This window comes from Paenibacillus sp. N3/727 (assembly GCF_022637315.1).
In the GTDB taxonomy this organism is placed as follows: Bacteria; Bacillota; Bacilli; order Paenibacillales; family Paenibacillaceae; genus Paenibacillus_AQ; species Paenibacillus_AQ uliginis.
In genome coordinates, this window is the sequence record NZ_CP093336.1 from 297,182 (window position 1) to 321,557 (window position 24,376).

Sequence of the window (24,376 nt, forward strand, 5' to 3'; positions counted from 1 at the left end):
TTTGGGTAATAAATGATTGTGTTGGTGAATAAGAGGTTATTGCTGACGTGGGTAGTAAAATAAACGTTGATGTTGGATAATGTGTTTTTTTGAATTGATCTACACTAAGATGCGAAGTGGAATGAGAATATACTCGATTTAAATAAAAAAACGCTCATCTATTCGCTTAAAATTTTATTTGAGGTGTTTGATGAGAATCCTAACGGAGTTTTCGCAGATTCAATTGATGAGTTTTTAAAAATGTTCAGTTAAAAATCGTGAACATCTAGACCTGAAAGAGGTTTTACATTTGTGACATATGTCATCGAAAACATAAATTTAAATTTTGAATAATATGGATAGGAACGATTATAGAGGGAATCATTTACAAAGGGGGCATGAGAACGTTGGCAGTTAGCCGTGAGGTCGTGGAGCAAGATTATGTTATTGAGCAAGTGAGACAGTTATTTCAATGCACGGTGTTATGGTGTGAAGGGCGTGCATGCTTAGAGTATGAAAGTAAGGAAGAATTAGACAAAATATCCGACTACGTAAGAGCCAATTTTGATAAAGACCTGCTTGATGTATTTTTTACGGCAGTTGAAAGCCTTTCGCAGGATGCCTAGAAGTTAATACCATTAACGCCCATATGAGAGATTGAAAAATCCAAATGGAGTAGAGAAGTAACGGACTGTAGGTTATCTATCATCGCGTCTGAAATGTCGTTAGCTTTTATATTTGCTCTGAAAAACACCCCGGAGCTACACGGGCTCCGGAGTGTTTTTTTCGATGAATAGCTAAGGGCAGCAGATTGTGAATGACGTGGACTTTTAATGATAGTTGTCAGATTCATTTTCCGTGTATTTGCCATTGCTGTCATGCAGCGCTTGTTTCCGGCGATCATTGCGGGCCTGTTGCTGCTGTTGGGCCTCCTGGCTGTTCACGGGTACCGCATCCAGATCTTTCACCGTGTTGATTAGGTTCTTGTCCGGTTGGTTCGTGCTCAATTGAAAGGTCCTCCTTGTTTACTGGAATAGGTTATGAAGTCTATTATGTGCTGGCTGCTGTGTGGCTATTCATACATATTTCTACAGAAAACCTAAGGATACATCACAGATAGAATTTGAGCAGAAAATACGACGTGAAAGTACGGATGTTACATTACTAAACAATCGTAGCATCACACTCCGACGGATTGTGGATTTGCATAGTCACGGTTCGCCTCCATACATATTAAAATAAACCCACTCAGTGAGCGGGTTTTTGTCGTTTAGGGGACGGCTTTGCTATCTTGTAGAATTACTACTCCTAAAGGATAAAATAATATATTGAAGTAATAGGAAGGATCTTCCTGTAATTTGTCGAATTATGTAATTACAAGTTAATTGGACCTATAGTGCTGTGAGTAGTCCTATTAATAATATTAGATGAATTTCATATTGGAGTAGTCAATTAATCTTAAAACTAATAAAAAAATAGGAGGCGAAAAGCTATGTCAGTAATAATTACAACAGGTGATTTGAAAAGGAATTATGAAGTTATTGATACGATATTTGCGATGGATTCGAACAAAGAAGGTTTTTTAAAGTCTGCAGATCCTAATTTAGCCTTTGAGGGGGTCAAAAATCAGTTAAAGAAAAAGTGTGAACAACTTCGTGGTGATGCGATAGTAAATTGTCAGTTTGAATATCGTGTTGCTGTTTCAGATGGTATGATGAGTAAGAAGCAGGTTATGGAGATTTTTTCTTATGGAACAGTAATACGATTTTTGGATTAATGGAGCCCAAGGGGACACCAAATGTGGTGTCCCTTTTTCTTTTTGGGTTTTCTCACACAAGGTGTTTAAATAAACGTTTGAGTGAAAAAAGCATTAAGGTTCGGATAGGGGTTCGACTCCCCTCGCCTCCACCATGTAAATATACAACCTCATGAGGTTGTGGATTTTTGCTGTATGTCTATAGAAAGATTTGTTAGAATGTACGTATGCTATAGAGAATCTCCGTCCGGAAGTTTTAGATGCTTTCTTTGCGGTGTATAAGCCCGCGGCAAAAATCATATACGACGATGCGAGCGAGTGAGTGAGTTTATGAAAGTTTCAATAGAAGAGATCGGAAAAGAGCAGGAAGAGGAAATTCTTATCAGGTGCTATGAGGTAAATAACAAAATATACGAAATCGTAAACAAGCTAAAGTTGGAAGACCTCATTTTTCTAGGATATCACAATGATAGGATTCACCGTCTAAAAATTAGCGATATTTATTATTTCGAGGCCGTTGACGGGAAAGTTTTTATTTATTGCAAGGATGAGATTTATGAGGTGAAGCACAAGCTCTATGAGTTGGAGGAGTTATGCAAAGGAAGGAAATGTTTTCGCACATCCAAATCAACGATTTTGAACATAGCCAAAATTTCATTCGTTCGTCCATCGTTAAGCGGCAGATTTGAAGCAGTACTTGATAATGGGGAACGTGTTGTCATATCGAGGCAGTATGTGCCGGTACTTAAAAATATGCTTGGATTGTGAGAGGAGGGGCGACAATGAGGCTGAATGAACCGGTTAAAAAGGTGATTCAAAATTTCTTAGTCATCTTCGCATCCATCATCATTGTTATAACGATATTGCGACAATTTTTATATCCCGATATGGCTTTCGATTTGAAGTCGATATATATACTCATGGCCTTTTCATTTATAGGTGCACTGGCGGGATTTATTTTGAATTCTTCTATCAACATAAGCGAGAAAAATATGCGTATCAGAATGGCAATTCACTTTATTGCTTTAGAAACGATATTGATCTCCCTTGGAGCTATTCTTGGTATTGCCAATAGCACATCAAGCATACTCATTTTAGCATTGCAAATAGCGGTGATCTATGCTGTCGTTCGTCTGCTCTCATGGAACAACGATAAAAAAGTGGCTGAACAAATTAACGAGGGACTAAAATCATTGAAAGAAAAGGGTGGTGAGCTTTAGAGCTTACCGCCCTTTTTTGTGCAACTTAACGGGCTGTAGATACAGCTTATTGATTTTCTATATACATCATTTCCGCGGTTTTGTATGCTGAATTCACAAAATAACTAGTAAGAAACAAAAAGGAGAAACTGCCGTGGGAACCATATTATTTTTTATCGCATTGATTTTCGAAATTGCTTTCACCGTGTACTGTATTGTAACGAAGCAGAACCATCTAAAGTTTAGGAATTGGTTGAGAATTGTTGCTTTCGCAGCATTTGTAATTCTCGTATTTTCATCGGTAATCGTCTGGAGTTTCCGCTGGGTATTGCTTGCAGCACTGCTTGTCATACTAGCGGTAATCGGAATGGCTTCCCTTATTCGCAATAAAACGAGTAACCGTGATTACAAAACCTCCCGTATTGTCGTAAAAGCAGTCATGATGACATTATTGTTGATACTTGTATTTGTACCTGCACTTGTTTTTCCGCAGCATAAACTGCCAAAAGTTACGGGCCAATATGAAGTCGCAACTGCAACATACACTTACATAGACAAAAACCGCATCGAGGAATTTGCCGATACCGGTAAGAATAGGTTTGTTAATGTACAATATTGGTATCCCGAAAATGCCGATGGAACACATCCGCTCTTGGTATTCTCACATGGAGCTTCTGGTATTAAGACAAGCAATGACTCTACTTTTAGGGAGCTTGCAAGCCACGGGTATGTCGTATGTTCCATTGATCATCCTTATCATTCTTTTTATACAGTTTCAGACGATGGGTCGTTTACCTTAATCAATTCGGATTATAAGATGGAAGTCGATAATGCCAACAAAGAGGGCATTTACACAAGGGAGCAGTTTTATGGGCTCATTCAAAAATGGATGAAACTGCGAACGGACGACATGAATTTTGTCATTGATACAATCATTGAAAAATCCCGAAACGATACGGCCCCTGTTTATCAACATATCAGTAAAGATAAAATAGGTGTTTTCGGGCACTCCATGGGCGGCGCGGCAAGCGTTTGGATCGGCCGAGATCGTAAAGATGTAAGTGCGGTTGTCAATATTGATGCCCCGTTTTTTAGCGAGCTTGCTTATAACAATGAGACTGGTGATTTAGCGGCAAGTGGCAAAGCTTACATTACCCCAATCCTTAACATTTATTCTGACGATGTTTGGAAACAGCTTGGAAGTAACTCTACTTATGCGGCAAACTACACCGCAGACAAAAACTTCATGGAAGCATATACCGTTCATTTTCAAGGTGCAAAACATTTAAGCCTCACCGATTTACCGCTTTTCTCTCCTCTGCTCGCAAATATGCTGCAGGGTGGAAAAGCAGCTATTGACCCATATTACTGTATAGAAACGGAGAATGAACTTATTCTTAAATTCTTTGATTATACATTAAAAGGCACTGGGCGCTTCACAGCCGAAGGAACCTACGGATCAAGGTAAACAACTTACTTTGCTGCGGCGAATTGTGGATTTGTTGATCCACGGTTCGCCTCCATTCTATAAATCCACAACAACGAAAAAGGAGCTTTGTCACTGTAATGGTGGCAGGCTCCTTTTTGTATTTCCCCGCATGACTCTGTTCAGCCGGAAAAGCTCTTTTTTATATTGCTATCTCAGCTGACACGGAGAAGCAATTTCCAACTTGAATTTACGAAGAAAAATCAAATATAGGCATTTAGATCAGTAACAAGAGCGGAACTCGATTCATATGTTGTCATGAGTATTAAATTGGCGTTTATGCTGCCAGTAAAACGGTTCTTTAAAAAATGGAGGTAAGAATATGAATGATTTCCAAAATGATTTAGCGAAATTGAATGTTTCCAAATTTAAGGCGAGTGAGATGACTCCTTGGAACGCTCAAAGTGATCAGTCAGCTCGACTGTGCTTCTTCTTCAATTGTTTCAATTGCTTCAGATGCTCTAATTGCTTCAACTGTCACAACTGCTTCAACTGTCATAACTGTCATAATTGCCACAATTGTCATAACTGTCACCACTGTCATAACTGTCACCGTGGGGGACGGTGAGATCATTTTTGCTGATAAGGCAATGTTTGTGCCCATTATTGCTAGTTGCTCAACGGAAACACTGGCTGCCTAATGAGAAGAGAAAGGCCTCTATATCAATTTGATATGCACCCCTAAAATAGATGTTAGAAAAACCCCTGGGTTAATCTAAACTAATTTAGGGGTGTTTTTCGTTGGCAACGAAAGGACAGAAGCTCAAACGTTACAGTCATGAGGGACAAATAGCTGTACATAAGATTACTTGTGAAGTGTTGGGGCAGATTGAGAACAGCCTACAGAGGAGGAATAGAATGACAAATTTGAACCCTTCGATGCGTCTAAAGGTTAAAAGGGATACATTTTTTCTCCCTGATTTGAGCGGTGTGTATTTTCGAAACAATGTAAGCTCGTTCCGCATGGAAGGTGAGGCGATCGATCAGTGGATTGAAACACTGATACCGATATTCAATGGGGAGCATAGATTGGGGGATTTGACAGACGGATTGCCGGACCAACACCGGAACCAGGTATATGAAATTGCAGAAGTTTTGTATCGTAACGGCTTTGCTCGTGATGTGAGCCAAGATACTCCACATCAATTGCCGGAAGAGGTTCTCACAAAGTATGCTTCTCAAATTGAATTTTTGGATCATTTCGGTGATTCGGGTGCGTATCGTTTTCAGTCATATCGTCAGGCAAAAGTATTGGTAGTTGGTTCTGGTCCATTTCTGATCTCGGCGATTTCAGCGCTCCTTGAATCCGGATTGCCCAAGTTTCATGTACTGGTCTCGGGTTCAGATTCGACGGATCGGCAACGGATGTCAGAACTGGCGGCACATGCCCGTAAAACCGACTCCGAGGTGGCAATAGAGGAGGTTACTTTACAGAAGGATGGGGGGAGTTGTTGGCAGGAGGCTGTGAGGCCATTTGATTCGATTTTGTTCGTGTCACAGGAGGACGATACCCGGGAACTTCGAGTTCTTCATGCGGCTTGTAAGGAAGAGAAGAAGATGTTTCTTTCTGCTGTTTGCTTGCAACAGGTGGGTCTGGCGGGACCGTTAGTACATCCGGATCTTGAGGGATGTTGGGAGTCAGCTTGGCGTCGCCTACACCAATCCGCAATTTCTAAAGACCCACAGCTGCACACCTTTTCTTCCACAGCGGGAGCGATGTTGGCCAATGTGAGCGTGTTTGAACTATTTAAAAAGATTACGGGAGCGAATGATTCGGAACAGAATAATCGATTTTTTCTGCTTAATCTAGAGACTTTAGAAGGAACATGGCATTCGTTCCTGCCCCATCCGCTTGTGACCGGACTTAGCGCACCTGAATGGATTCATGATTTCGATCTTCGGCTTGAACGGGGAACTAACAAAAGTGAGAACGGATTGATTCCTTATTTCAGCCGGCTGACATCGGTGGAATCAGGGATTTTTCAGGTTTGGGAAGAGGGGGATTTAACGCAGCTACCGCTCTCTCAGTGCCGCGTTCAGGCTATCGATCCGCTATCGGAAGGACCGGCTGGGCTGCTGCCGGATATGATCTGTACCGCTCTGACGCATGAGGAGGCGAGGCGGGAAGCGGGGATGGTCGGGCTTGAAACATATGTTTCGCGAATGGCAGATCGGATCGTTTCGACGATGCCCTCCCATCAGGGAGTAGAGGACAGCTGGATTGAAACGCAGGAGTTTATTGGCATCGGAGCAGGAGAAACGGTCGCGGAAGGCATTTGCCGAGGGTTGCAAAGGTGTTTAGACGAAGTACTCGGCAAGCAGCAGGCGTGTCAGTTGCCTTGGGTCTCTCCGGTACAGTTAGGTGCGGTAGAAGATAAACACTGCCTTTTTTATATGGAGGCATTGACGACGATGAAGGGAGCGCCGGTGATCGCCTTGGGAGAGGAAGTGTCCGGATTTCCTGTGGTATGGGTCGGTACGAGTGATTGCTGGTATGGCAGTGTAGACTTAAATGTGACATTGGCTTTGCGGAAGGCATTACAACAGGCTCTGCTGGGGGCACAAAACCAACCGGATGGCATCAAATCGCAATCATTGGAGTTTTCGTCCGTACATCTGGAAGAACAGGCCCCACTAAGCCTCGAGATCCCTGCATGTGAAGCAACGTCACAACCGGAGGTTTTGCAGTCCGCCTTACAGGTTTTGAATCGGAACCGTAAGAGGCTGTTGGTCTTCGATCTGGCGGTAGAACCGTTTTTGAAGGAGGAAGTGGCAGGGGTGTTTGGCGTGGTGCTGCGAGAGGAGGGATCCCGGTGAGCGCTATGATTGTGATTGTTGGCGAAGGGGTGCTGGCGGACTGCGTGTACGGAGAACTGTCAACCCAATTTGAGGTCGTTCGTCAGATCGATTTAGAGGCAGGAGTACCGGAAGCGGTAGATCTGGCTCTAGTGTTGCACGATGCTTGGCATCCTTACGTTCATCAAAAGGCAGAAGAGGTGCTGCAGTCTGCTGGCATTCCTTGGCTTCGCGGCTTTATTTCATTTGGTGAGGGCGTGATCGGACCGCTGGTTCGCCCGGGTACACAAGGGTGCTCCCAGTGTGCAGACACGCGGCGCCTCATGGCAGGACGCGAACGCAAGGAAATGCGGGAGCTGCAGCAGAGGCTGGTGACACATGGGGGAATGCAGCGTGATGCATGGGCGTCACGTACAGGGCTTTTGCAGGTAGCTCATTTGCTGGTTGTGGAGGCACAAAGGGTGTTACAAGGCCAAACGGTTCAATCGGCAGGGAAGGTGTTTTTGATCAACCTGAAAACGCTGGAGAGCACACTTCACCTCATACTCCCTGACCCGCTATGTCCGGTTTGTAGTCAGTTGTCTGACGATTCATCAACAGCAGCCCATATTTCGCTGCAGCCAAGTCCGAAAATCAGCGCAGACAGTTACCGCTGCCGCCGGGTGGATGAGCTGAGTAAAGTTTTGGCCAAAGACTACTTGGATTACCAGACCGGCTTTTTGAATGGGAAAATGGTTGATCTCAAGTCGCTATTTGGCGATGTGAGTGTGAATCTGCCGTTGTTCGCAGAGGACGTGGGAACAGCAGGCCGGACTCATTCCTATGCGGTGAGCGAGTTGACCGCCATATTGGAGGGGTTGGAGCGGTACTGCGGTCTGGCACCTCGAAGCAAACGGACGGTAGTCCGTGACAGCTTCAACAATTTGAAAGATCAAGCACTTGATCCCGTCAAAGTAGGGGTGCATACGGAGGAACAATATGCCCAGCCGGGGGCTCCGTTCACAACGTTTAATCCTGACCACCCGATGAATTGGGTATGGGGCTATTCGTTTTTGCAAGAGCGTCCGATTCTAGTTCCGGAACAGCTCGCCTATTACAGCATGGGTTGCGGGCACAGCTTTGTGTTTGAAACTTCCAACGGATGTGCGTTAGGTGGAAGTTTGGAGGAGGCTATTTTTTACGGCATATTGGAAGTGGTGGAGCGGGATTCGTTTCTGATGACATGGTATGCGCAGCTGCCTCTCCCGCGCCTTGACCTAAATTCCGCTAACGATCAAGAATTGCGATTGATGATCGATCGTTTGCAGGCAGTGGCAGGGTTTGATGTGTATTTCTTCAATTCGACGATGGAGAATGGGATTCCAAGCGTGTGGGGAGTGGCGAAAAACAGGAAACAAACAGGAGTGAATCTCATCTGTGCAGCCGGAGCTCATCCAGATCCGATACGGGCTGTGAAAAGTGCGGTTCACGAGTTGGCCGGTATGGTGCTGACGCTTGACGAGAAATTGGATGCGAACCGGGAGGCGTATGTTCGAATGTTCCATGATTCATCCCTTGTACAGGAGATGGAGGATCATTCACTACTTTACGGATTGCCGCAAGCGGAGGAGCGCCTGCAATTTTTGCTGGATGACAATCGCCCGTTGCGAACGTTTGAAGAGGAATTCAAGCGGGGGGCGAGGCATACCGATTTAACGGATGATCTGAAGGACATTCTTAATGCATTCCACCGATTGAATCTCGATGTGATCGTGGTGGATGTAACAGCGCCAGAAATTAATCGAAATGGACTGCATTGCGTGAAAGTGCTGATCCCGGGGATGCTGCCGATGACATTCGGTCATCACTTTACCCGCTTGGCAGGGTTGGAGCGGGTGCTCCAGGTACCTGTGGAACTCGGGTACGCGAAGGAGCCGCTTAAGCTAGAAGATCTCAATCCATATCCGCATCCATTTCCATAGTATCAAAAATAGAAACGTGGCGTGGTTGACCACCCTCGTTCATATAAGGAGGGACAAGGATGAGTCTGGAGGCATTTCTGCACAATCTGCATTATGACATTGACAAGACCAAACCGCCGGACTTGGTGGTGGATTGGGAAGACGGACCGCTTGCATATAAGCTCTATCGCGGTTTACCTGTGGTTCCATTATCTCCGGAAGTACCGCTGACGCTCGAAGGTGGTGAAACGCTGGTAAAGCCCGACCTTCGTCGAATGGGGCATTTTCTTTGGTACGTATTCGGGCTCACTCAATTGTCCCAGTCAGTCCTTGCCTCGAATTCCATGGTGCAAACCATGGGCCTGCTGCAGCTATACCGGCGGTTTGCTCCCTCCGGGGGCGCGTTATATCCGAATGAATTATACGTGTATCTGAAAATAGAGGATTTGCCTGCGGGGGTATATCATTATGATGTGACTCATCACCGTTTGGTGTTGCTACGCGAAGGTGACTTCGATTCCTATTTAGCCAGGGCTCTTGGTAATCGCTATGACGCTTCGGCTTGCTTTGGTGCGGTTTTTGTATCGACTATGTTTTGGAAAAACTTTTTTAAATACAACAACTTTTCCTACCGCCTGCAAGGACTTGATGCGGGTGCGCTGATCGGGCAGCTCTTGGAAGTAGCCAAACGGTTTGGCTTTGCATCGGGGGTTAATTTTCAGTTTCTTGATCGAGCCGTGAATGATCTTCTCGGGGTATCCGAACAAGAGGAAAGCGTGTATGCGGTGATTCCGCTGTCGGTGGAGCCTTCGATCCCCGGGTTTGCCAATAGGAATGAGGGAGAGGGGATTGTCTCCGCCACCGAATTATGCCGGGAGTTGCCAATGGTTCAGCATAATCATTACGTCCGGTCCCGGAGGGTTAAGGGATTTCCGATGCTAATCAAAATGAACGAAGCATCCCTATTGGAATCGCTTCGATCGATACCGCGAATCGGGGAGGAGAAGATCGTTCACTGCGAGGATCAAGCGGTGGCTCTGCCTCGCGTGAAGCGGTTGCTGTATGATCTGGCGTCAGTAAGCCGAAAGCGGTATTCGCCGGACAGTGACTTTATGATGAGCAAGGTAAGCCAAGAGCAGCTGGCCTTACTGCTGCGGGAGGCAACGGCTTCCTTCAAGTATTGGAATGATTTGGATGGAGAACGTGAGAACTCTGTTTCCCGCGTCTCATTGTACGTCTGTCTGTACAACGTTGATGGTATTCCGGAAGGTGCTTACTATTATGACAGTGCTGCTCATGCATTACGATTGCTACGTCATGGGGATCATCGGCTCCAGCTGCAGCAAGGAATGCCTTCTGATAATGTGAACCTGTTTCAAGTACCGCTATGCTTTCATATAGCAGGGGACAAGGATCATCTCGTAACAGCGATGGGGTATAGGGGATATCGCATCCAACAGATGGAAGCGGGGATGCTCGTACAGCGTTTGTTGTTAGCAGCATCGGCTATCGGGTTAGGGGGACATCCGCTTCTCGGATTTGATGCCCGATTATGTGATGAGATCTACAAGATGACTTCGCAAGGATTAACCAGCCTAATCCAAATCCCGGTAGGGCCCTATCGTCATAGCCCCCGCTTAACGGGAGGGTTGCATGGCTAGAAGAGCATGGGTAAAGCTTCTCTGAGTATTATAGTCGTTTAGAGACAACCAATGAGATGCTGTTAGAAAAACAGCCGAAGCATATTGCAGCGAATTGTGAATTTGCAAAGCCACGGTTCGCCTCCATAAGTAGTATTAGAAAAGCGACCTCATGAGGTCGCTTTTTTACTTATTCAGTCTCGAAGGGGTTGAGGTAAACCGCTTCAGCTCTAGGTTTCCCAGCTTTTATTAATTCGTGAGTGGACACTAACATCCGGAGAATATAACATGAAGATAAGCGATAAGGCGTAAGCGAGAGGACGTTATTTCGTAATTTCGGAAGTAAACTTAATTTGCTTGGTTCTGTCGTTGACCGTTTTTACCATGCAATTAGAGATATCGAAAGTCTCAGGCAAAATGATTATTATTCTATCATTAAATGGAGAACACTTATGAACTATGATTGTTTAATTGTGGATGACGAAACTGTCCTTGCGGAAACAACAAGTGAGTACTTTAATATGTTCGAGGTCAAATCCGCTTGTGTAACTAGCGCAGAAGCGTGCGAACAGTTTTTACGAGAAAATGAAACATCGCTCATCCTTCTGGACATCAATCTCGGTGATTCATCCGGCTTTGATCTATGCAAGAGGCTACGGCAAACAACGCAGATTCCAATTCTGTTTATTAGCGCCCGTTCTAGTGATGACGATGTACTCATTGCTCTCAACATAGGTGGAGATGATTACATACAGAAGCCCTATACACTCAGCATATTGCTTGCCAAAGTGAAGGCTGTGCTCAAAAGATACGGCGGGAATAGCAGTCCTACTGAAATCCTGGAATTCGGTCAGATCAAGATCGACTGTATGCTTTGCCGTGTCCGTGTGAACGGTGTAGATATAAGACTCAAGACGTTGGAATATAAATTGCTCTGCTATTTAGCGAAAAATAAAAACAAGGTAGTCACCAAAGAGGAGTTGTTCCACAATGTGTGGGGGGATTCCTTTACCGGGGATGGAACGCTCAATGTACATATCCGTCATTTACGTGAAAAAATTGAAGTCAATCCCAACGAACCGCAATATATCAAAACCGTATGGGGAACGGGATACGTCTTAGAGGATAGCAAGTCATGAGAGTGAAATGGATCTTCTTATTAATCCTTATTGTTTTTATTGCAGGTGTTTCTTTTTCTGTACTAGTACTTGTGACGAAGGAAAATACCGATGTGAATATTGTCGCTGTGAATGAGGTATTAAAGACGGTTGAAAGCCATTGGGGACATGTCGGACAAGGAGATTACAGCGAATTAGAGGAGCAATTTGCCGTTCTTGATAACAGTGGCAACGTGCTCTACCACACGGCAGGCGGACTTTCCACTACGATAAATGATGCCATCAAAAACAGAGATACGGTCACAGACGTAGTGGTAAATGGTACCCCAGAAGGTAAGCTTATTATTTACAATGATTATAAAGAAACGATTCAACAGATCAAGAAACAACTTGTAATTGTGATTTTTATGACATTTACCACGTTAGCAGTGCTGTTTACACTATATATATTATTTATAAATCGTACCGTATTTAAACCATTTCAAAAGTTGCAGAGCTTTGCTCTAAATGTGGCGAGAGGAAATCTAGACATTCCTTTGGAAATGGACAAAAATAATCCGTTCGGCGCTTTTACCGAAAGCTTTGATATCATGCGCGAGGAATTGGCAGCAGCGCGTAATAGTGAATATGCTGCAAACCGCAGCAAGAAGGAACTCGTTGCCAGCTTAAGCCATGACATTAAAACACCTGTTGCCTCCATTAAAGCGGTGACCGAACTCATGCTGCTGCGCGCTGCCGATGAAAAAGTGATCAAGCAGTTAAACATGGTCTATTCAAAAGCAGAGCAGATCAATCTACTTGTGACCGATATGTTCCATGCGACTTTGGAAGAATTGAAAGAGTTAAAGGTTACGGTAAGAGAGGAATACAGCAATGTCCTTAACGGTATGATTGCGAATGTAAATTACGATGATCAAATCAGCTGTGAGCCAATACCGGATTGTATCCTCTTAACGGATGTCATGCGTCTGCAGCAAGTAATTGATAATATTTTGAGTAATTCATATAAATATGCGGGCACCAATGTTACGATTACTTCTCGTATAAACAGCACTTATTTAGAGATGGACATCAATGATTATGGGAATGGCATCTCGGGGGATGAATTACCACTCTTGTTCAACAAATTTTATAGAGGAAATAATGTAGGGGGACAAAGCGGGTCAGGGCTTGGCTTGTACATTTCCAAGTATTTTATGCAAAATATGCAGGGTGATATTGCATGCTATAATCGTGTGGATGGATTTACCGTTACACTAAAAATTAAGCTCGCCTAAGCGAATTAAGAAACGGTTAAGGATTGGACAAAGATTAAATAAGAATTGCTCTTGTATGATAAGACTGTAATCTACTTTACAGTCTTATTTGTATGTGGATTGAATAGATGACACTTTAAATATGTCAATAAAGGATGGTTATCCATGCAAAACGTGATATTAAGAACAGAAAAATTATGCAAAACCTTTTCTAGTGGTGGTATTCAGCAGCATGTGTTGAAAAATCTAGATATCAGTCTTATGGAGAGGGATTTTACGGTAATTATGGGCAGCTCGGGTTCGGGGAAATCCACCCTGCTCTATGCGCTATCGGGTATGGATAAACCCACATTGGGTGAAATCGATTTTGAGGAGCAGAACATCTCCAAGTTGAATAATGATCAGCTTGCCGTTTTTAGAAGAAATAATTGCGGTTTTGTGTTCCAACAGATCTATTTACTGGACAACATGAGTGTATTAGATAATGTGCTGGCAAGTGGCTTGTTGGTGAGTAAAAACAAGCGTGAAATTGTGTCCAAAGCAAAACAGTTGCTTGCACAAGTGGGATTAGATGAAGCTTCATGGGGGAAATTCCCTTCCCAGCTTTCCGGCGGTGAAGCACAGCGGGCAGGCATCGTGCGCGCATTGATCAACTCTCCGAAAATCGTTTTCGCAGACGAGCCAACCGGTGCGCTCAACTCCGCTGCAAGTGATAGTGTGCTAGATGTGATGACCGAAGTCAACCACAATGGACAGAGTATTGTGATGGTCACACATGACATCAAGACGGCTTTGCGGGGAAACAGAGTGCTCTATCTGCGTGATGGCGTTATTTACGGAGACCTAAAGTTAGGTGCCTACCATGTGGATCACAACCGTGAACGGCATGAAAAGTTAAACGCATTTCTTGCTGAAATGGGGTGGTAAGATGAAAATCGTTAATCTTGCCTTGGCCAACATCAAAAAAGGCAAAGGTGCGGCAATCTCTCTGTTTATTTTAATATTTATTGCCGCGCTGCTGCTCAACGTGGGAATGACGGTTATTTCTAAAATGAATACCTTCTATGATGATAAGGTCGAAGAACTGCATGATGCGCATGTGAACATTATTATGAACAGTTCTGAATATAAACCATCCTATGAAGATTTCCTCAAGAACTATTCTGGCGTGAGTGAAACAGAAACGGAACAAATCATTCTAATGAACACGGCCAAGTTCCGATATGGTGATAGCGATTTGTCTCTTGGTGCTGCGATACTCAATGCGGATACAAGCCGAAGGTTTTCACCACTGAAGCTAATTGAAAAGCTGGATTCGATCAATAGCCAAGATATGTATGTTCCCTACAGCTTTAAAACAAGCGGTGGCTACAAGCTGGGTGACAACTTCACAATCAACTACCAGGATAAGGACTACAGTTATCGAATTGCTGGATTTTTTGAGGTAACCATGATGGGTACGAACAATAATGGCATGATGAAATTCATTTTACCAGATTCTGACTATCATCAGTTGTCCGACAAGCTGGGTAAGACTGCGGATGGCATCCTTATGTCCGCGAGCCTTACGGACAGTACACAATCGGCTGAGCTGCTTAACGACTACAACAAACAATTTTCGCATCCGCATTGGGGGGCTGACATCGCGATGATGAAAAGTGTCAACACGATGACGGTCAATATTGTCGCGATGATTCTGGTTGCGTTTGCGGCGGTGATTGTGCTTGTGTCTTTGATCGTCATCAAGTTCCGTGTGACCAACAGTATCGACGATGGCATGGTGAATATCGGCGTCCTTAAAGCGGTTGGTTATACCAGCTGGCAGATCATCGCATCCATGGCATTACAGTTTATGCTAATCGCGCTTTCTGCTGGTGTCATAGGAGTCTTAATCTCTTATACCGTAATGCCCGTTTTCGGTGGAATTATTTCCTCTTTAGCCGGATTGCAATGGTCCCAGAGCTTCGACATAGCGATTAATCTTGTTAGTATCCTGGTTGTTGTTGTATTGGTGCTGACGGTGGCATTGCTCTCCTCCTCACGTATCAGAAAACTTCATCCCGTTGCAGCGCTGAGGGGAGGCATCATGACTCACAGTTTTAAAAAGAATCTTTTCCCGTTAGAGAAAGGCAAGGGTGGACTCCATTTCGTGCTCGCTTGCAAAACAATGATCACGAATAGTAGGCAGAACATCATGATTGCCATTATCATTGCAGCAATCACCTTTGCATCCATCTTCTCCATCGTTTTATATTACAACGTTGCGGTAGATAAAACTGCGTTTATTCATTTAGTGGGTTCGGAGACGTCTAATGTAGTTGTTCAGTCTAATCACGACGTCGATAGCGACAAATTGCTCGCAGATATTGAACAAATGGATGGTGTGACAAAGACCGCATTACTGGAATATATTACAGCGACAATTGATGGACAAAGCGTTTATATGAGTATATCGGATGATTACAGTAAGCTAAATAACAATGTGGTCTATAAAGGTCGAAATCCGCAATACGACAACGAAATCGCGGTTTCTGGGGCGATGGCAAAGCTGCTTCATAAAAGTATCGGCGATACAGTTAAGGTGGAAATGAACGATGTATCCCGTCAGTTCTTGATTACCGGGCTGAGCCAGTCTTTAAACTATATGGGGAAGATTACATCTGTAACTTTACCTGGGGTACAGCATCTAATCCCTGACTATACAGGCACGATAATAAATGTCTATCTAAAAGATGTAGGTAATGCCGACTTTATCCGAGACTTCAAAGCAAAGTACGGAACTTTGATAAAGGATATAACGGATGTAGATGAGATGTTGGCTAGCCAAAGCAGTGTTTATATCTCAGCAGTGTTATCCGTCATGGTCACCATTCTTGCGATAACCGTGCTGGTCGTCGCTCTGATCCTATATCTCGTCATCAAAACGATGATTCTCAAGCGCAAGAGGGATTTTGGGATATTAAAAGCTACAGGGTACACCACTCTTCAACTTATGACCCAAATCGTACTGAGCTTTGTTCCCGTTGTGATCGTGGGTGCAATTATCGGGGGGGTGCTAGGAAGCCTGTGTACCAACTCTGTACTTACACTGCTGCTATCGGGCGCTGGGGTATACAACGTGCAATTTATTGTGAATATTCCCCTTATCGTTGTGCTTTGCGTCGGTCTTATCGTATTGGCCTATCTCATATCGATGCTAGTAGCGCGCAGGATTAAGCGGATAACAGCTTATGGGTTGATTACGGAGTAGATGATTTGTTGGCTTAACCATCGAAAACCAGTTGTCGCAGATGCTCTCTGTGACGACTGATTTTTGTGTTCAGAGGTACGATAGGGATCAATGATTTCGACGCGTGTACTTGCAGCAGGCAAACAAAGAAGCTTCCAAAACCACGGACCACGTGAGATGGAAGCTTCATTTTCTGTGATTGCAGCCCAAAATGGATCAGCGGGATCCGATGGATTGGGAATTTTTTGGTAATGGTTATGATGCGTAACGTTTGGCTTGCGTATGGAACATTTCGGCATACGCGCCTTGCACAGCGAGCAGTGTCTCATGATTCCCTTCTTCAATAATCTCCCCGTTATGCAGCACGATGATTTTGTCTGCGTGTCTGCAACTACTCAAACGATGAGAGATCATGATCGTCGTTTTTCCTTCATACAAAGTAGCGAAGTTATCATAGATTTCTGCTTCCGCTCGCGGATCAAGCGCTGCTGTCGGCTCATCAAGAATAACGATTTGCGCATCTCGCATGAAAGCGCGGCTTAACGCTATTTTCTGCCATTGTCCACCGGACAGCTCGTGTCCATTATGAAACATCGCGCCGAGTTCCGTGTCCAAGCCGTTAGGCAGTTTTTCGATTAATTCTCCCACGCCGGCTTTAGCGGCTGCGGCTTCGATATAAGCATCATCATCGATTTTGGGGTGTCCCATGGCGATGTTCTCGCGAGCGGTCAATTGATAACTCTCAAAATCCTGAAACACCGCAGAAACATTCTGACGCATGCCTTTGGGATCGATTGTACGGATGTCCACCCCGTCGAAAAGAATCGTTCCTTCGTTGGGCAAATACAGCCCCAGCAAGCATTTCACAAGCGTACTTTTGCCTGCGCCATTTTCACCCACAATCGCGATCTTTTCTCCCGGCGAGATGGTGAAACTGATCCCTTTTAGCTGAGGAGAGGTGTGCGTCGCATAAGTGAAAGACAGATTTCTGACCTCAATTTGCGACGTTAATTTTTCAGGGAATTTGCGGTTTCGATCTTTGGAGTTCTCCTCTTCCAAATCGAGAAAGTGCAAGACTTCATTAATAAACAGGCTTTCTTCGTAGACGGCGGCGATTGAGTAGCCCAATCCAGAAATGATCGACTGAATTTGCTGGAGCGCTTGCGTTAACGAGACATAATGACCAATCGTTAATGCGCCACTGGAGCCAAACATAATTAGCACGATAATAACGCCGATATCCAGTGCGATTTGGGAAACATACACAAGCAGCATCTTGCTATCGGTACGCTTACGTAGATCATATTGTTCGTCCCCGGTCTTCCAGAACAGACTTTTCCATTTATAGGTTAAATAAGGCACGTAATCATAGATTCGTGCTTCTTTGGCTGAACTTCGGCTATGTAAGATGCGAAGCAAATAATGAACTTTTCGTTGTTCCGGTGTTTGGGTCATTGCCTGATTATATTTTTGTTTGCCGAAATAAGCATTAACCAAAATATTGGGAATAATCATGATTAGGACGATGGCCGCCAATATCCAATGGAAAGACAGCAAAATGGATACTAGTCCCACTAAAGTTATTATATTTGATCCAATGGTTAGCATTAAATTAACCAGGTTAAAACCTTTAACATCTACACCAAACGCCACCCTCTCCAATTGATCATAATAATCGGGGCGGTCAAAGTAACTTAACGGTAATTGAGTGGCTTTATTGATTAATAATTGTTCAAAATAAAATTTCAGTTTTTGTTGTGCTCGAAATCCAATGACAGAATCTAGATAACTACAGAAGCGATCAGCGATCAGAATTAGCGCCTGCAGAGACAGGATGAAATAAACTTCGGAAGCGATCCCCTGTTGTTGTGTAAATAGTAAGGTTACCAAATCAACCAATTCTTTAACAATGTAGATTTGGGCAACGGGAAGTAAAGCAGTAATGATTCTAAGCAGGATGAGCAGGAGGGTTGCACCAGGAATGACTTTAAGCATAAGCGGCATGAAACGGCTGAATACACTTAAAACCACCTTATTTTTATCCGCGTTATTTATCTGCATGTAAGTTCACCTTTATTTTATAATAAAGAGGAGAGCGCTGATGGATCGCTCTCCTCTTTTGTGTGTTACTATCAGGAAACATTTACCGCATCTTTAGGAGATGCTTAACAACCGCAAGAGGTCTCTTCCTCATATCTGCAATTTGTTCCTGCGTACCAATAGGTTACTTTTACCATATAAGTATTTGGAGAACATTGCTGTTGATAACAATAGCTACCTGCTGAATGACATGACATAAGTATAACCACCTTTAAATAAATTTTATTTTAAATACATTCATGTAACGATATCTTTGTAGATTACAATGCTGATGACCACGGATGGATACAACGGTCATCTTGCATAAGTTAGGTACCATTTGTTGCTTCTTTAGAAAATACCTAACAACCGCAAGAGGACTCTTGCTCATACCTGCAATTTGTTCCTGCGTACCAATAGGTTACTTTTACCATATAAGTACTTGAAGAGCATTGCTGTTGATAACAATAGCTACCTGCTGAAGGACATGCCATAATTTTCACCTCCTTTCCGTGATTCTAAATTCTTATTAAATTATTTTTTTAACAGTAATCATTTTCGTTTTTATGATGCTTTAGGGACGACAGCTTGTTGAAGTAATGCGTTCAGTTGTTCCCTGTACTGCACCACACTTTTGGCAATAACCTCTCCTTTAGGAGATAAATAATAGACAAAAGGAAAGATGCCGGTCTGGAACGATGTCGGGGAGTCGATTGGCATAACTGGAACCGTCAGTCCATATTGATTGATGATCTCTACTACATCGGGTTCTTGACCGACCATCAGGATAAGCGATTGATAACGAGGACTCTGCTGGTGGAACCTCTCTAAAACCGGGTACAGCTCTTTACAAGAAGTGCATTTTGCATCTGTAAAAGCTATCAAGAATCCATGTTTTTGTTTGTCGAGTTTTTTTAAATCAATCAAGCCTTTGTTAACGGTTTCGAATTGGAACTGAGGAAACAATGCTCTTTTGGGAAGCCCGTGATCTTCTTCAATAAGACCGGGCCCAGCATCCGCTGTACCTTTTGCCGCTTGTAATTTTCGTCCAAGTTGAATAATGAAGTAGGATTGCAGCGCAATAATTGCCCATAGAAATGCATAGGATACATTGAACAAATTCATTGGATTTATGAGCCTCCCTCTAATAGTAGTTTTCTATTTTTCAACATGAAGTACATATTCAATATGCCAATCGTAAGTCCAACGCAACTAATCATTTCTGTCATATTCATTGAAGTCAGCGATAGCGAGCGATCAACCGAAAGTCCGGTCAATGTTAACAACAAGAGTGGTGTAACCTTCCAAATCGTTCCCCATCCCAGCTTTTCTTCACTTGATTTCCCAAAGCAGTTACAACTTACATTCAATTTCTTATAAATGGCCAAGCCCGCAACCACATAGAAAGACAGGAACAACAACATTGCGGCGAAATGACCAATCTGCTGAGTGAAATCTAAAACTAGTAGCACTGCGATAATCCCCTCCGCTGCTACAACCATCCAAGTGAAATACAACGGAAACTTCAGTTGTTGTATAGTCGTTTTAAAATCTTGGTAAGACACAGTTTTGGCTATAGAGGAGTATAACAATAGGGTAGCTAAAGCAACCGAAACAACTAAGTTAACGTCCATGAAAATCCCCCCAACTCTTATCATTTAGTTTGCTTGCGAAAGTGGTACAGAGGATATGACCACAAAATAAATGTAAACACTTACATTTATAAATAAAATCATATTAAGTAAATGTCTGTTGACTATAAGTAACAAATATACAATTTTGATAATTGTATAGACCTATTGGGGAACAAGAGTGCGGCCTTATCCGAGCAACGAAAAAAATAAAAGGAAGCGTCTGGAAAGAGTTACAGAGGTGTTTGATTTTTGGTGTCTTACGAAAGGTTAGCTTAAACAGGGGGCTTATAATATCTTGGCCGTTACCCTGTGCAGGAATTTCAAGGGAGTTCTATCTCATTATGTGTACGAAGAGTTGGTTGCGTTGCTGCGAATGCCCTAATGGGCGATTGTAGTGATTCCTTGAGGATGATAATTATGGAGAAATGAAGTGTAGACCGACGCGCGCCTGGATTCAGGTGCGTGGATGTGGTGAAACGTTGGAATATAGGCAGCGATTCTGCACTAAAAAATAATATTTTTAGGGATTTATACTATCAATATCAATAAACTACTTTAATAGTATATTATGGTAGATTGTATTGTCAAGACACGATTTTAGGTTTTATAAGTGCATAAGATTTGAACCCCTCAGGGGGCCAAACTTAAGTATTGAAAATGGCTGCCGGTGTCCTGTATTGTAGGAATTATGAGGCCGTTCAGAATTGCGTATATCACAATATTGAGTTGTTCCTTTAGAGTTGATATTCCGGAAGAATTGGAGCAAGATCATTGCGGAAGCATAGTTTTTGTGGCAGAGTATGGTTGTTATACAGTGTTATCGGGTGACGGAAGAAATTGAAGATATTAAGGTAATAGTAAAGTTAACGTCCTTTAAGTGATAGAAAATAATCTTGCAGGAGTTTCTATATTCTTCTATAGAATTTGTTACTATGATAATAGGTAGATGTCTCACACCTTTGTGCTTCAACCTGATATTAACGAAGTAAGAGGCAATTAGTGCATACCTATCAATATAGAGATGACAACCAGGAGGGAATAAATTGAACACACAGAAACTCGGAGTTCCATTAGAAGGTTTTGCTGAATTTAGCAGACGAGTAGCAGCAGAAGGTGCTGTGCTGTTAAAAAATGAAGGACAAGTTCTTCCCATTCAAAAAAACGAAAATGTTTCAGTGTTTGGCAGAACTCAGGTTAATTATTATCGCAGCGGTACAGGTTCGGGGGGCAGTGTCCATGTAACCCATACAACCAATCTGCTGGATGGTCTTCGAAATAAAAAGAACATTACCATCAACGAAGAATTAGCAGCTGTATATGAAAAGTGGATTGAGCAAAATCCATTTGATAATGGTGGAGGCGGCTGGGCGGCTGAGCCGTGGCATCAGAAGGAAATGCCTTTAAGCGATGAGCTGGTGTCAGCGGCAAGAAATAAATCGGACAAGGCGATTGTTGTCATCGGACGTACAGCGGGAGAAGATCAAGATAATGCCAATGAGCCGGGCAGCTACCAACTAACGGCAGAAGAAAAAGCGATGCTAAAGCAGGTAACAGCATATTTCGAACAAACAGTCGTTGTACTGAATGTATCGAATATTATCGATATGAGCTGGATGTACGATGAAGGTTATGTACACCCGATTCCATGTGTCATTTACGCTTGGCATGGCGGCATGGAAGGGGGCAATGCGATTGCTGACGTATTGATCGGAGAGGTGACACCAAGCGGTAAATTAACCGATACCATTGCATTTTCGATCGAGGATTATCCATCAACCCGTAATTACGGCAATGAACTTAACAATGTTTATCAGGAAGACATCTATGTGGGATACCGTTTTTTCGAAACGTTTCGACCGGATAAAGTTCAGTTCGAATTCGGTTACGGGTTGTCTTATACCCAGTTCGAAATCGTGCCCGAAGAAGCCAAATTGACCGTCAAAGAAGGAAAACAATACGTTGAAATCGGCGTAACCGTAAAAAATATCGGAACCACCTACGCAGGTAAAGAGGTCGTGCAGGTCTATTACGAAGCGCCGCAAGGAAAGCTGGGCCAGCCTGCTAAATCTTTGGCGGCATTTGGGAAAACGAAGGAACTTCAAGCGGGTGAGTCGCAGCATCTCATCGTGAGCTTCCCTGTTGATGCCATGGCTTCGTATGATGACGCCGGTGTGACGGGGCAGCCTTCCGCTTATGTCTTAGAAGCCGGAACCTACCGTCTGTATGTGGGAACCAGTGTCAAAAATGTGGAGGAAATCGGCATTGACGGTCAAAAAGGTTATGTTGTAGAAACTCTTCAAATCGTTGAGCAGCTGCAAGAAGCAATGGCGCCAATGGAAAACTTTACGAGAATGAAGCCGGGCGCTCGCAAAGAAGACGGTTCGTATGAACTGATCTTCGCAGAGGTACCGAAGCGCAAGATTTCCATGGCGGAACGGATTGAAAAAAATCTGCCACAAACCCTGGAGCAAACCGGCAATCAGGGCTACAAATTAAGGGACGTGTATGATGGAAAAGTCAGCATGGAAGCCTTTATCGCCCAGCTTAGCGATCAGGATCTGGCGGTGATCGTTAGAGGAGAAGGCATGAGCAGTCCGCTTGTCACACCGGGTACGGCTTCGGCTTTCGGCGGGGTAAGCGACAGCTTGTTAGACTACGGAATTCCGGTTGCTTGTACGGCGGACGGTCCGTCCGGGATTCGGATGGACAGCGGGCAAAAAGCAACGCAGGTTGCCATTGGAACCTTGCTTGCGGCTACCTGGAACACGGAACTGGTCGAAGAGCTTTATGTCATGGAAGGCCGGGAATTATTAAGCTACAACATTGACGCTTTACTTGGACCTGGCTTGAATATTCGGCGCAGCCCGCTTAATGGACGCAATTTTGAGTATTTCTCGGAAGATCCGTTGATCTCTGGGGTGTTTGCCGCAGCATGCACGCGCGGGATTATGAAAGGTGGCTCCAATGCCACGCTGAAGCATTTCGCCTGCAACAACCAAGAAAAGCATCGCAGCAAAGTTGATGCCGTTGTCTCTGAGCGCGCCCTTCGGGAAATTTATCTGAAAGGCTTTGAAATCGCGGTGAAGCAGGGCGGAGCGAATTCAATTATGACCTCCTACAATCCGGTCAATGGACACTGGGCGGCTTCCAATTATGATTTGAACACCACCGTTCTTCGCGGGGAGTGGGGATTCCAAGGCATCGTGATGACGGACTGGTGGGCCATTATGAACGACGTGGTTCATGGTGGCCCTGCAGATCGGAAATATACGAACTGGATGGTCCGTGCACAAAACGATCTTTATATGGTGGTCATGAACTACGGTGCGGAAATCAATGCGTGGGACGACAATACCATAGAATCCCTAGAAAATGGTACCCTGACTCGTGGAGAACTGCAGCGCAGCGCCATCAATATTTGCAAGTTCCTGATGCAAGCGCCGGTATTCTCCAGAAAACAGGTGATCGAAGAAGCGGTCGCTACGTTTAAAGCCAATCATTCTCTTTCGCCGGAACAAGTCCAAACTTTATCCGAAAACGCACAGGTAAAACCTTCCGTAGCCGGATCGACTTTTGTGAAAGTAGATCAGTCCGGTGAATACCGGATCATTGTGCGCATCATGTCTCCGGAATCTGAACTGGCTCAAAGCGCTTGCAACGTGACACTGAGCGATCAACCGATGACGACCATTCAAACGAATGGTACAGACGGCAGATGGATCAGACAGAAGCTTGTAAAAATCGAATTGGAAGCAGGTCTTTATGAGATGAAGTTGGATTTCGTCAAACCAGGCTTGCAGATCGATTGGATTGAGTTTAAACGAGTTTAATGTAGAAACGCGTAAATGAGGTTATTAAGCTATTAAACGGCCTCGCCAAACGACTGAATCAACATGCGGCGGCGAATTGTGGATTTATCCCTTCATGGTTCGCCTCCATACATAAACCCCGCTCAGTTGAGCGGGGTTTTGTTTTTGTAAGGATTTTATAAACTCGAATGAACTCCCTTACTTTGGAATGTAGCTACTACTCCTATAGTATCCAACAGGATTCAGCCAGTGTTGTAAAAAATACAACTGTATTCCTTAATACAACAGCAAATTACGGATTGTTGCATTCAATACAACAATAGGAATAGGAAATCGTTTATTTACCTCGTCAGGAAAGGATTATTGTAGAATCTACAACAATATCAGTAAATTCAGGCATTCTGCTTGCCTAATGTTGTATGTTATACAACATTACTTATCACTTCATGTTTGAT

The 24,376-nt window shown here is 43.8% G+C and carries 18 protein-coding genes; 13 read left to right on the forward strand and 5 right to left on the reverse strand.

Annotated features, from left to right (window positions below; all coding sequences use genetic code 11):
- The first annotated feature begins 377 nt into the window (after window positions 1-377).
- A complete protein-coding gene (locus tag MNQ98_RS01445; RefSeq protein ID WP_241931574.1) occupies window positions 378-605 on the forward strand; it encodes a hypothetical protein in 228 nt (75 codons plus the stop codon).
- 204 nt (window positions 606-809) lie between these two features.
- On the opposite strand, the gene MNQ98_RS01450 is transcribed toward MNQ98_RS01445, so the two are convergent.
- On the reverse strand, window positions 810-986 hold the full coding sequence (locus MNQ98_RS01450; protein ID WP_241931575.1) for a hypothetical protein: 177 nt from the start codon (window positions 984-986) through the stop codon (window positions 810-812).
- Window positions 987-1,471: 485 nt separating this feature from the next.
- Between MNQ98_RS01450 and MNQ98_RS01455 the strand changes: the two genes are divergently transcribed.
- From MNQ98_RS01455 to MNQ98_RS01470, 4 genes are all read left to right on the forward strand, one after another.
- Window positions 1,472-1,756 (forward strand): hypothetical protein, encoded by a 285-nt coding sequence (locus MNQ98_RS01455; protein ID WP_241931576.1) that lies wholly within the window; start codon window positions 1,472-1,474, stop codon window positions 1,754-1,756.
- A gap of 309 nt (window positions 1,757-2,065) precedes the next feature.
- Complete coding sequence (locus MNQ98_RS01460) at window positions 2,066-2,503, forward strand: LytTR family DNA-binding domain-containing protein (protein ID WP_241931577.1); 438 nt, start codon at window positions 2,066-2,068, stop codon at window positions 2,501-2,503.
- 14 nt (window positions 2,504-2,517) lie between these two features.
- The gene (locus MNQ98_RS01465; RefSeq protein WP_241931578.1) at window positions 2,518-2,955 is read left to right on the forward strand and encodes a DUF3021 family protein; all 438 of its coding nucleotides are present in this window, start codon (window positions 2,518-2,520) and stop codon (window positions 2,953-2,955) included.
- Window positions 2,956-3,088: 133 nt separating this feature from the next.
- Window positions 3,089-4,402 carry an alpha/beta hydrolase family protein gene (locus MNQ98_RS01470; protein ID WP_241931579.1) on the forward strand — a complete coding sequence of 438 codons (1,314 nt, stop codon included), beginning with the start codon at window positions 3,089-3,091 and terminating at the stop codon, window positions 4,400-4,402.
- Between the two features lie 430 nt (window positions 4,403-4,832).
- Here the strand turns inward: MNQ98_RS01470 and MNQ98_RS29575 are convergent, their stop codons facing one another.
- Window positions 4,833-4,964 carry a hypothetical protein gene (locus tag MNQ98_RS29575; RefSeq protein ID WP_277883718.1) on the reverse strand — a complete coding sequence of 44 codons (132 nt, stop codon included), beginning with the start codon at window positions 4,962-4,964 and terminating at the stop codon, window positions 4,833-4,835.
- Window positions 4,965-5,278: 314 nt separating this feature from the next.
- Here MNQ98_RS29575 and MNQ98_RS01475 point away from each other — a divergent pair, with 314 nt between their 5' ends.
- The 7 genes from MNQ98_RS01475 (at window position 5,279) to MNQ98_RS01505 (ending at window position 16,420) form a co-directional block, all read left to right on the forward strand.
- On the forward strand, window positions 5,279-7,237 hold the full coding sequence (locus tag MNQ98_RS01475) for a putative thiazole-containing bacteriocin maturation protein (protein ID WP_241931580.1): 1,959 nt from the start codon (window positions 5,279-5,281) through the stop codon (window positions 7,235-7,237).
- A 5-nt stretch (window positions 7,238-7,242) separates the two neighbouring features.
- Entirely contained in the window at window positions 7,243-9,177 is a 1,935-nt protein-coding gene (locus MNQ98_RS01480) for a TOMM precursor leader peptide-binding protein (RefSeq protein ID WP_481856752.1), read from the forward strand.
- A 59-nt stretch (window positions 9,178-9,236) separates the two neighbouring features.
- A complete protein-coding gene (locus tag MNQ98_RS01485; RefSeq protein WP_241931582.1) occupies window positions 9,237-10,817 on the forward strand; it encodes a SagB family peptide dehydrogenase in 1,581 nt (526 codons plus the stop codon).
- Between the two features lie 431 nt (window positions 10,818-11,248).
- Window positions 11,249-11,935, forward strand: a complete 687-nt coding sequence (locus MNQ98_RS01490) for a response regulator transcription factor (protein ID WP_241931583.1) — start codon at window positions 11,249-11,251, stop codon at window positions 11,933-11,935.
- Window positions 11,932-13,191, forward strand: coding sequence for a sensor histidine kinase (locus MNQ98_RS01495; protein WP_241931584.1), 1,260 nt, complete (start codon window positions 11,932-11,934; stop codon window positions 13,189-13,191). The genes MNQ98_RS01490 and MNQ98_RS01495 overlap by 4 nt, the downstream gene beginning before the upstream one ends.
- Before the next feature lie 144 nt (window positions 13,192-13,335).
- Window positions 13,336-14,097 carry an ABC transporter ATP-binding protein gene (locus MNQ98_RS01500; RefSeq protein WP_241931585.1) on the forward strand — a complete coding sequence of 254 codons (762 nt, stop codon included), beginning with the start codon at window positions 13,336-13,338 and terminating at the stop codon, window positions 14,095-14,097.
- Between the two features lies 1 nt (window position 14,098).
- Window positions 14,099-16,420 carry an ABC transporter permease gene (locus MNQ98_RS01505; protein ID WP_241931586.1) on the forward strand — a complete coding sequence of 774 codons (2,322 nt, stop codon included), beginning with the start codon at window positions 14,099-14,101 and terminating at the stop codon, window positions 16,418-16,420.
- Between the two features lie 234 nt (window positions 16,421-16,654).
- Here the strand turns inward: MNQ98_RS01505 and MNQ98_RS01510 are convergent, their stop codons facing one another.
- The 3 genes from MNQ98_RS01510 to MNQ98_RS01520 form a co-directional block, all read right to left on the reverse strand.
- Entirely contained in the window at window positions 16,655-18,460 is a 1,806-nt protein-coding gene (locus MNQ98_RS01510; RefSeq protein WP_241931587.1) for an ABC transporter ATP-binding protein, read from the reverse strand.
- Between the two features lie 582 nt (window positions 18,461-19,042).
- Window positions 19,043-19,603 carry a TlpA family protein disulfide reductase gene (locus MNQ98_RS01515; protein ID WP_241931588.1) on the reverse strand — a complete coding sequence of 187 codons (561 nt, stop codon included), beginning with the start codon at window positions 19,601-19,603 and terminating at the stop codon, window positions 19,043-19,045.
- Between the two features lie 5 nt (window positions 19,604-19,608).
- Complete coding sequence (locus tag MNQ98_RS01520) at window positions 19,609-20,112, reverse strand: MauE/DoxX family redox-associated membrane protein (protein WP_241931589.1); 504 nt, start codon at window positions 20,110-20,112, stop codon at window positions 19,609-19,611.
- Window positions 20,113-21,155: 1,043 nt separating this feature from the next.
- Here MNQ98_RS01520 and MNQ98_RS01525 point away from each other — a divergent pair.
- Complete coding sequence (locus tag MNQ98_RS01525; RefSeq protein WP_241931590.1) at window positions 21,156-23,942, forward strand: glycoside hydrolase family 3 C-terminal domain-containing protein; 2,787 nt, start codon at window positions 21,156-21,158, stop codon at window positions 23,940-23,942.
- Window positions 23,943-24,376 lie beyond the last annotated feature (434 nt).

Coding starts and splice junctions, on each gene's coding strand:
- MNQ98_RS01445 (WP_241931574.1), top strand. CDS start 378: ATGAGAACGTTGGCAGTTAGCCGTGAGGTCGTGGAGCAAGATTATGTT.
- MNQ98_RS01455 (WP_241931576.1), top strand. CDS start 1,472: ATGTCAGTAATAATTACAACAGGTGATTTGAAAAGGAATTATGAAGTT.
- MNQ98_RS01460 (WP_241931577.1), top strand. CDS start 2,066: ATGAAAGTTTCAATAGAAGAGATCGGAAAAGAGCAGGAAGAGGAAATT.
- MNQ98_RS01465 (WP_241931578.1), top strand. CDS start 2,518: ATGAGGCTGAATGAACCGGTTAAAAAGGTGATTCAAAATTTCTTAGTC.
- MNQ98_RS29575 (WP_277883718.1), bottom strand. CDS start 4,964: ATGACAGTGGTGACAGTTATGACAATTGTGGCAATTATGACAGTTATG.
- MNQ98_RS01475 (WP_241931580.1), top strand. CDS start 5,279: ATGACAAATTTGAACCCTTCGATGCGTCTAAAGGTTAAAAGGGATACA.
- MNQ98_RS01480 (WP_481856752.1), top strand. CDS start 7,243: ATGATTGTGATTGTTGGCGAAGGGGTGCTGGCGGACTGCGTGTACGGA.
- MNQ98_RS01485 (WP_241931582.1), top strand. CDS start 9,237: ATGAGTCTGGAGGCATTTCTGCACAATCTGCATTATGACATTGACAAG.
- MNQ98_RS01490 (WP_241931583.1), top strand. CDS start 11,249: ATGAACTATGATTGTTTAATTGTGGATGACGAAACTGTCCTTGCGGAA.
- MNQ98_RS01495 (WP_241931584.1), top strand. CDS start 11,932: ATGAGAGTGAAATGGATCTTCTTATTAATCCTTATTGTTTTTATTGCA.
- MNQ98_RS01500 (WP_241931585.1), top strand. CDS start 13,336: ATGCAAAACGTGATATTAAGAACAGAAAAATTATGCAAAACCTTTTCT.
- MNQ98_RS01505 (WP_241931586.1), top strand. CDS start 14,099: ATGAAAATCGTTAATCTTGCCTTGGCCAACATCAAAAAAGGCAAAGGT.
- MNQ98_RS01510 (WP_241931587.1), bottom strand. CDS start 18,460: ATGCAGATAAATAACGCGGATAAAAATAAGGTGGTTTTAAGTGTATTC.
- MNQ98_RS01515 (WP_241931588.1), bottom strand. CDS start 19,603: ATGAATTTGTTCAATGTATCCTATGCATTTCTATGGGCAATTATTGCG.
- MNQ98_RS01520 (WP_241931589.1), bottom strand. CDS start 20,112: ATGGACGTTAACTTAGTTGTTTCGGTTGCTTTAGCTACCCTATTGTTA.